Source organism: Nonomuraea sp. NPDC049486, assembly GCF_040676925.1.
In the GTDB taxonomy this organism is placed as follows: domain Bacteria; phylum Actinomycetota; class Actinomycetes; order Streptosporangiales; family Streptosporangiaceae; genus Nonomuraea; species Nonomuraea ferruginea.
Genome location: NZ_JBFAPV010000023.1, coordinates 89,904 through 97,613 on the forward strand (window position 1 = coordinate 89,904; position 7,710 = coordinate 97,613).

At 71.1% G+C, this 7,710-nt stretch carries 5 protein-coding genes and 1 pseudogene; 4 read left to right on the forward strand and 2 right to left on the reverse strand.

The genetic code is table 11. From position 1 onward, the window contains the following. Window positions 1-11: 11 nt before the first annotated feature. Window positions 12-1,004 carry a LacI family DNA-binding transcriptional regulator gene (locus AB0K05_RS41110; RefSeq protein ID WP_271278225.1) on the reverse strand — a complete coding sequence of 331 codons (993 nt, stop codon included), beginning with the start codon at window positions 1,002-1,004 and terminating at the stop codon, window positions 12-14. Between the two features lie 260 nt (window positions 1,005-1,264). Between AB0K05_RS41110 and AB0K05_RS41115 the strand changes: the two genes are divergently transcribed. The 4 genes and pseudogenes from AB0K05_RS41115 to AB0K05_RS41130 form a co-directional block, all read left to right on the forward strand. After that, entirely contained in the window at window positions 1,265-2,566 is a 1,302-nt protein-coding gene (locus AB0K05_RS41115) for an ABC transporter substrate-binding protein (RefSeq protein WP_222708910.1), read from the forward strand. Further along, the gene (locus AB0K05_RS41120; protein ID WP_364236772.1) at window positions 2,563-3,495 is read left to right on the forward strand and encodes a sugar ABC transporter permease; all 933 of its coding nucleotides are present in this window, start codon (window positions 2,563-2,565) and stop codon (window positions 3,493-3,495) included. Before AB0K05_RS41115 ends, AB0K05_RS41120 begins: the two co-directional genes overlap by 4 nt. Next, complete coding sequence (locus AB0K05_RS41125) at window positions 3,492-4,319, forward strand: carbohydrate ABC transporter permease (protein WP_364236774.1); 828 nt, start codon at window positions 3,492-3,494, stop codon at window positions 4,317-4,319. Before AB0K05_RS41120 ends, AB0K05_RS41125 begins: the two co-directional genes overlap by 4 nt. Window positions 4,320-4,381: 62 nt before the next feature. Then, window positions 4,382-4,960, forward strand: a pseudogene (locus AB0K05_RS41130) (alpha-L-rhamnosidase N-terminal domain-containing protein); the annotation flags it as partial. Window positions 4,961-5,022: 62 nt separating this feature from the next. Here AB0K05_RS41130 and AB0K05_RS41135 read toward each other — a convergent pair. Next, the gene (locus tag AB0K05_RS41135) at window positions 5,023-7,074 is read right to left on the reverse strand and encodes a prolyl oligopeptidase family serine peptidase (RefSeq protein ID WP_364236776.1); all 2,052 of its coding nucleotides are present in this window, start codon (window positions 7,072-7,074) and stop codon (window positions 5,023-5,025) included. Window positions 7,075-7,710: the final 636 nt, after the last annotated feature.

Below are 7,710 nucleotides of genomic sequence, written 5' to 3' on the forward strand. Positions count from 1 at the left end.
ACCCACGCGCGTCAGGACGCGGGCGGGGCCGTGGAGCCGCGGACGACCAGGCTGGGGGTGACCGAGAAGCGGACCGCGGACGTGCGGCCTTCGATGCGCTCCAGCAGCAGCTTGCCGGCGGCGCCGCCCATGACGGAGCCCTCCTGGTCGACGCTGGTCAGGGTGATGTTGGGCAGGGCGGCCAGGTGGGTGTTGTCGTAGCCGGCGACCGAGACGTCCGCCGGGACGCGGAGCCCGGCCTCGTAGACCGCGGCGAGCGCGCCGAACGCCGCCTGGTCGGCCCCCGCGAAGATGGCCGTCGGGCGGGGATCGCGGTCCAGCAGCTCCCGCGCTCCCTCGTAGCCGCCCTTCTCGTGGTAGAAGCTGGTCGCGACGGCGATCTCGTCTGCCAGCCCGTGCTCGCGCATGACGCGCTCGTAGGTCGCGGCCCGGATGTTGTGGAGCAGGTCGGCCGGCTGCGCCTGGCTGTCGTCCTGGTGCGTGATGTGCGCGATCCGGCGGTGGCCGAGCTCGATGAGGTGCTTCACGACCAGCTCGGCGCCCGCCTCGTCGTCGTCGTAGACGGAGTCGTAGAAGGACGACCGCTCGTGGCGGGCCAGCACCACGGTGGGCTTCTCCTGGGCCACCTCCTCCAGTCGCGCCTTCGAGGCGAGCGGGGCGACCATGATGATGCCGTCGACCTGGCGGTCGATGAGGGCGTCGACCGCCAGTCTCTCCACCTTGCGGGTGGCGCCCCCCTGGATCATGAACGCCCGGTAGTCGGTGCCGGCGAGCTGCTCGGTGAGGCCGTCGAGGATGTCGGCGAAGAACGGGTTCCTGATGTGCGGCAGCATCAGGCCGATCGTGAAGGTGCGCCCGCGCATGCCCCGCGCCACGGCCTGGGGCCGGTAGCCCAGCTCCTCGATGGCCGTCTTGACCCGGTCTCTCATGGCGGGGCTGACGCCGTAGGCGTTGCGGATCACCTTGGACACCGCGGTGACGGAGACCTGGGCGTGGCTGGCCACGTCGTTGATCGTCACTCGTCGGCGTCGGCTGGGCGCGACCATGAGGCTCCAATTCCCGTGGGGTGATCCCAGTGTACGAGCTGGACGCGAGCCGGTCCGACGGGGGAAACATTACCTGCATTACTCGTACGTACAGCGATCTCAACTGCGAGAAGAGTGGGTACCGTTACCCAAATCATGTCTTGACACCTCTTCGGGCAACGCCTACGTTAACCGCATCGGGGAGCCGCTTAAAACGATTCAAAACCCCTGGAGGGTGTGTGAAGACCTCCCACCGCATGCTGGCATCGGCCGTGGCCGTGCTCGCGACGGCGGCCCTTGCCTCGTGCGGATCCGGCTCGGAGCCCGCCGCCGACGGCACCGTGACCCTGTCCTTCATGACGGGCAGCGACCAGTCGACCGTGGACACCTCCAAGGCGCTGGCCGACGCGTTCATGAAGGTCAACCCCACGATCAAGATCGACATGGAGCACCAGCCGGGAGGCAGCGAGGGTGACAACGTCGTCAAGACCCGGCTGTCCACCGGCGAGATGACCGACGTGTTCTGGTACAACTCCGGTTCGCTGCTGCAGGCGCTGAACCCGGCCCAGACCCTCGTCGACCTGACCGGGGATCCCGTCCTGGCCCAGGTCCAGCCCGACTACCTGCCCGTCGTCTCGCACGACGGCAAGGCGTACGGCGTCCCGGCCACCACGATGGGCGGCGGCGGCATCCTGTACAACCGCAAGGTCTACGAGCGGCTCGGCCTGGAGGTCCCCAGGACCTGGGCCGACTTCATGGCCAACAACGACACGATCAAGGCCGCCGGGATCACCCCGGTGATCAGCACGTTCAAGGACACCTGGACGTCCCAGATCTTCGTGCTCGCCGACTACCACAACGTCCAGGCCGCCGTGCCCGGCTTCGCCGCCGACTACACCGCTGGCAAGGCCAAGTTTGCCACCACGCCGGCCGCGACGGGCGGCTTCCAGCACCTCGCCGACGTGCACGCCAAGGGCCACCTCAACAAGGGCTTCGGCTCGGCGACCCTCGACCAGGGACTGAAGATGCTGGTCGAGGGCGAGGGCGCGCACTACGCGATGCTCAGTCAACTGCTCCCGCCGCTCCTGGAGACCTACCCCCAGACCGCGACCGATGTCGGCTACTTCGGCATCCCGGGCGACGACCCGGCCGCCGGCGGCGCCACCGTCTGGGAGCCCGCCGCCCTCTACATCGCCAGGACCACCGAGCACCTGGACGCGGCCAAGAAGTTCCTGGCCTTCGTCGCCTCCCCGGCGGGCACCGAAGCCGTGACCGCCGCCGTCCAGCCGTCCGGACCGTACCGGATCAAGGGGTCGAAGCTGCCGGAGGACGCCATCCAGGTGGCCAAGGACCTCCAGGCCTACATCGACCGGGGCGCCACGACGCCCGCGCTGGAGTTCCTGTCGCCCATCAAGGGCCCGTCGCTGGAGCAGATCACCGTCGCCGTCGGCTCGGGGCTGACGCAGCCCGCCGAGGGCGCCGCCCAGTACGACAAGGACGTGGAGAAGCAGGCCAGGCAACTGGGGCTGGCAGGGTGGTGACCGAGCAGCGTGCCGGGCTCCGCGCGGGGCCCGGCGGGCCGCCGGCCGAGCGGCACGCCCGGCCGGCGGCCAGGCGCAGGTCGCCCTACCCGTACGCCCTCTACCTGCCGGCCGCCGTCGTCTACCTGGTGATCTTCCTGGTGCCGACGGTGATGGCGTTCTACTTCGCGCTGACCCGGTGGACGCTGTTCGACAGCGAGTTCGTCGGCCTGGACAACTTCCGCGACTTCCTCTCCGAGCAGAACCTGCGCGTCGGCTTCCGGAACACGATCGTCTACGCCGTGGTCACCAGCGGGCTGAAGGTGGTGCTCGGCCTGCTGCTGGGCGTGCTGCTCACGTCCAGGCTGCGGCTGCGCGGCTTCCTGCGCGCGGTGGTGTTCTTCCCGGTCCTGGTCTCCACCGTGGCGGTCGGCATCACCTTCAGCGCGCTGCTCCGCCCGGACACCGGCCTGGTGAACAAGGCCCTCGCGCTGGCCGGCGTCGACGGCGCCGACTGGCTCGGCGACGCCACGACCGCGCTGCTGTCGGTCGCGCTGGTCGACGTCTGGAAGGGCGTGGGCCTGGCCACCGTCATCTACATCGCCGGGATCATGTCGATCCCGCGCGACTACTACCAGGCGGTCGAGGTCGACGGGGGCGGCGCCTGGCACCGGTTCCGGCACGTGACGCTGCCGCTGTCCTGGCCCGCCACCTACTCGGTGATCATCCTGTCGTTCATCGGCGGGCTGCGGTCGTTCGACCTCATCTGGACGATGACGCGGGGCGGTCCCGGCTTCACCAGCGACGTCATCGCCTCGATCATCTACAAGCAGTATCAGGCGGGCTTCTTCGGCCTGTCGACCGCCGGCAACGTGCTGCTGTTCCTCATCGTCACCGCCATCGTCGTCCCGCTCACCTACGTCCTGGGCAAGAGGCAGGTCGCCGTATGAGGACCTTCAGGAAGTTCGGCGCCGACACGATCGCGCTGGTCCTGGCCACCGTGATCTTCCTGGTGCCGTTCTCGTTCATGCTGCTGACCGCGGTCAAGGACCCGGCGCAGGCCGCCGATCTGGACTTCGCCTGGCCGGTCGACTGGCGGGTGGTGGACAACCTCGTCGAGGTCGTCCAGGCGCGTGACTACGTGCTGCTGCGCGCCTTCGTCAACTCCACCGTCCTCACCGTCGCCTCGGTCGCGCTGATCGTGTTCTTCGCCGCCATGGCCGCGTTCGTGCTGCAGCGCCGCGCCGGCAAGGTCGGGACGCTGGTCGACTTCCTGGTGCTGTCCGGGCTGATCATCCCGCCCGCGATCGTGCCCACCATCTGGCTGCTGCAGGCACTGGGCCTGTTCAAGACCCTGCCGGGGCTGATCCTGGTCGAGGTCGCCTACGGGCTGTCGTTCGCGATGCTGCTGTTCAGGGCGTTCATCGCGGCGATCCCGCGCGAGCTGGACGAGGCGGCCCAGATCGACGGCTGCCACGGGGCGCGGCTGTTCTTCCGGGTGATCTTCCCGCTGCTCCGGCCGGTCACCATCACGGTCGTGCTGACCTCGTCCGTGGCCGTCTTCAACGACTTCGTCAACCCGCTCTACTTCCTGCCCGGCGACGAGAACGCCACCGTGCAGGTCACCCTCTACAACTTCCAGAGCCAGTACAGCACCCAGTGGAACCTGCTGTTCATGGACATCGTCCTGATCACGATCCCGCCGCTGCTGGCCTTCGTCTTCTTCAACCGCAAGATCGTGGCCGGCATGACCGCCGGCGCCATCAAGGGATGACATGACCTCTCTGCGGCGACGGCACCCGCACCGGCGTCGTCGCGTCCGGGGAATCGGTGCTCGTGCCCTGGCCAGGACCGGAGCTGGGCTCGCGCGAGCGGCGCGGTCCCGTCGAGCGGGCCCGCCTGTACGTCACCGCGCACGGCACGTACGAAGTCGAGATGAACGGCCGGGTCGTGGGCGACGACGTGCTCGCCCCCGGCTGGAGCAGCTACCACCACCGGCTGCGCTACCGCACCCACGACGTCACCGCCCTGCTGGAGGAGGGCGCCAACACGATCGGCGCCACCCTCGCCGACGGCTGGTACCGGGGCCGCGTCGGCTTCGCCGGGGGCAGGTCCGCCGTCTACGGAGACCGGACCGCCCTGATCACCCAGCTGGAGATCACCTACTCCGACGGCACCACGGACACCGTCGCCACCGACGGCGCCTGGCGGTGCGCGCCGAACCAGGTCACCGCCGCGAGCCTCTACGACGGCGAGTCCCACGACGCGCGCCTGCTTCCCGGCGGCGGCCTCACCCGCGCCCGCGCCACGCTCGACACCCCGTACGGCCGGGCCGAGGCCGGCTGGGAACGGACCGGGGACCAGACGGAACTCGTCGTGGTGGTGCCGGCGAACACCACCGCCGCCGTCCACCTGCCCCTGACCCGGACACCGCCGTCGAGGTGGGAGCCGGACGGCACGTCTTCCGCTGGGCGTGATCAGCTGGGCTCCGGACCGAGCGCCCGGCGCAGGAAGTCCAGCTCCAGCAGGAGAAGGTTCTCGGCGACCTGCTCCTGGGCGGTCATGTGGGAGACGCCCGACAGCGGCAGGACGGTGTGCGGGCGGCCCGCGGCCAGCAGCGCGGCGGACAGCCGCAGGGTGTGCGCGGCGAAGACGTTGTCGTCGGCCAGACCGTGCACGAGCATGAGCGGGCGGCGCAGGTTCGGGGCGTCGGCGATCAGGGAGCTGCGGTCGTACGCCTCGGGGTTCCGGTCGGGATGGCCGAGGTAGCGTTCCTGCCAGTGGGTGTCGTAGAGGCGGGCGTCGGTGACCGGCGCGCCCGCGACGGCGGCGTGGAAGACGTCGGGGTGGCGCAGCACGGCCGCGGCGGCCAGATAACCGCCGTACGACCAGCCGCGGATCGCCACCCGGTCCAGGTCCAGGTCGGGGAAGCGGCCGGCGGCGGCCCGCAGCGCGTCGGCCTGGTCCTCCAGCGCCGCGCTCAGCTTGTCGAGGTGCACGGCCCGCTCCCAGGCCGGTCCGCGGCCCGGCGTGCCGCGCCCGTCCACGACCAGCACGGCGAAGCCCTGGTCGGCGAACCACTGCGCGACCGCGTAGTCGTCCAGCCCGCGCAGCACCAGGGCGCCGCCCGGCCCGGCGTACGGGCTGAGCAGGACCGGCAGCCGCCGCGAGCCCGGCACGTGCCCGGACGGGAACACGATCGCGCCGCGCAGCTCCCGTTCGCCCAGCGACACCAGGTCCGCCCGCGGGCGCACGACCGGGGTCGCGCCGTTCGAGACGATCGGCGTGGCCGCCCCTCCGCCGGTCACCGTGACGCGGGTCCCGTGCTCCTCCAGAGTGCGGCTGACGACCAGGGTGACGCCGCCGGCGCGCGTTCCGGTGTGCACCCCCGGCTCGGAGGTGACCCTGGTCAGCCCCGCAGCCCTGGAGTAGCTGTAAAGGTGGCGTTCCGTCGGCTCGTCGCAGCACTGCGCGAGCACGGTGTCGCCGTCCACCGCCAGGATCCGCAGCACCTGCAGGCCCGGCGGCGTGACCAGGTCGTCCCCGACCATCAGCCGGCGGGTGTCGTCGCGGTCCACCGTCCAGACCAGCTCCCCGGCCGCCGTACGGGCGGGGGTGCCGGGCACCAGCGTCAGCCAGGCGTCGTCGGTGTCCTCGCGCACCAGCGTGGTCGCGCCCGTCGCGGGGTCGGCCTCCAGGAGGCGGGTGGTGCGCTGGTCGCGGCTCTGCACCAGGATCAGCAGCCCCTGCCCGGTCCACGACACCGCCGCGACGTACTCGAACGCCGCCCTGTCCCAGACCACTTCGGTACGTTCCCCGGCCGGCGAGGTCAGCCAGAGCGTCACGTCGGCGTTGTCGGTGCCCGCCGCCGGATAGGCCATGGTCCTGGAGGGCCTGCCCGGATCGGCGGGCTCGGACAGGTGCCACCTGCTCACCCGGGCGTTGTCCACCCGCGCCACCAGCAGGCGGGTGCCGTCGGGCGACCACCAGTAGCCCCGGTGGCGGGCCATCGACTCGGCCGCCACGTGCTCGGGCAGCCCCCAGGTCACCTCGGGACCGTCGGGCGTCAGCAGCGGCTTGCCTTCGAGGTGCAGGGCGCCGTCGGACACGTGGGCGACGCGCTGCCCGGCCGGGTCGAGCCGCGGGTCGGATCCGGTCGTGCCGAGCGGGGTGACCTCGCCGGTCAGCAGGTCGACGGTGTGGAGCGCGCCGTCGAGCGCGTAGACGGCCTTGGTGACGGCGGCGTCGGTGGCGTAGGCGACGATGCCGCTCGCGCGCTCGCGGGTGCGTTCCCTGCGGGCGCGCTCCGCCTCCGGCAACGTCCCGCCCGGCGTGCCGGGGTCCACGAGCAGCCGCTCCTGCCCGGTGGCCACGGTCAGCGTCCACAGCCGGTTGACCGGGTCGTCACCGCCCGAGGACCTGAGGAACACCACCCGGGCGCCGTCCGGCGAGATCGTGAAGTCCCTGGGGACGCCGAGCTTGAACCGGGCCGTACGGGCATGCTGACGAGGAAGCGTGAGGGGAGGCATGGGGGATCATAGGCACGCCCGCCAAGCCGGACGCAACCGCATAAACCAGCGCCGATCGCCTCTCCCGCCACCCTGCGGTTACGTCGTCACGGCGCGGCCTCGTCGTTACGGTGCGACCCCTCTTTACGGCACGATCCCGTCGTTACGGGCGCGACCCCTCGTTACGGCGCGGCCCTCGTTACGGCGCGGCCACGTCGTCACGGCGCGTCCGAGGCGGCCCGGATCGGGCCGCGGAAGGAACCTCGGGGGTTCTCGCCCGGCATCGGTGCTCAGCTTCTCGAACCGGACTTGATCGACGAGATCGACCCGCACCTCGCGCCGACCCCTGCTCGCGGAGGTCCGGCTGTACGACAAGCCGGTCCGCCTCCACAACCCCAGCTCGGAAGCTCACGTACGGTGCCGGACCCTCACGGCGCCCGGCAGTCTCCGCCTAGGGCGGGGGTTCGCGTACGGACCGGACCCTCACGGCGCCGGGCGGCCTCCCCACGAACCCGGGGGGAGTTCGCGTACGGTACCGGACCTTCACGGTGGCGGGCGGCCTTGTGGACGGTCAGGAATTTCTCCAGGTGGGCGGCCAGCCTGATCCAGGCTGGCGGCCATGAAATCTCCAGGTAGACGGACACGTAAAGTCCAGGT

What these genes read in the sequence shown, in the direction of transcription:
- AB0K05_RS41125 (WP_364236774.1), top strand. Translation starts at nt 3,492, where the DNA reads ATGAGGACCTTCAGGAAGTTCGGCGCCGACACGATCGCGCTGGTCCTG.
- AB0K05_RS41135 (WP_364236776.1), bottom strand. Translation starts at nt 7,074, where the DNA reads ATGCCTCCCCTCACGCTTCCTCGTCAGCATGCCCGTACGGCCCGGTTC.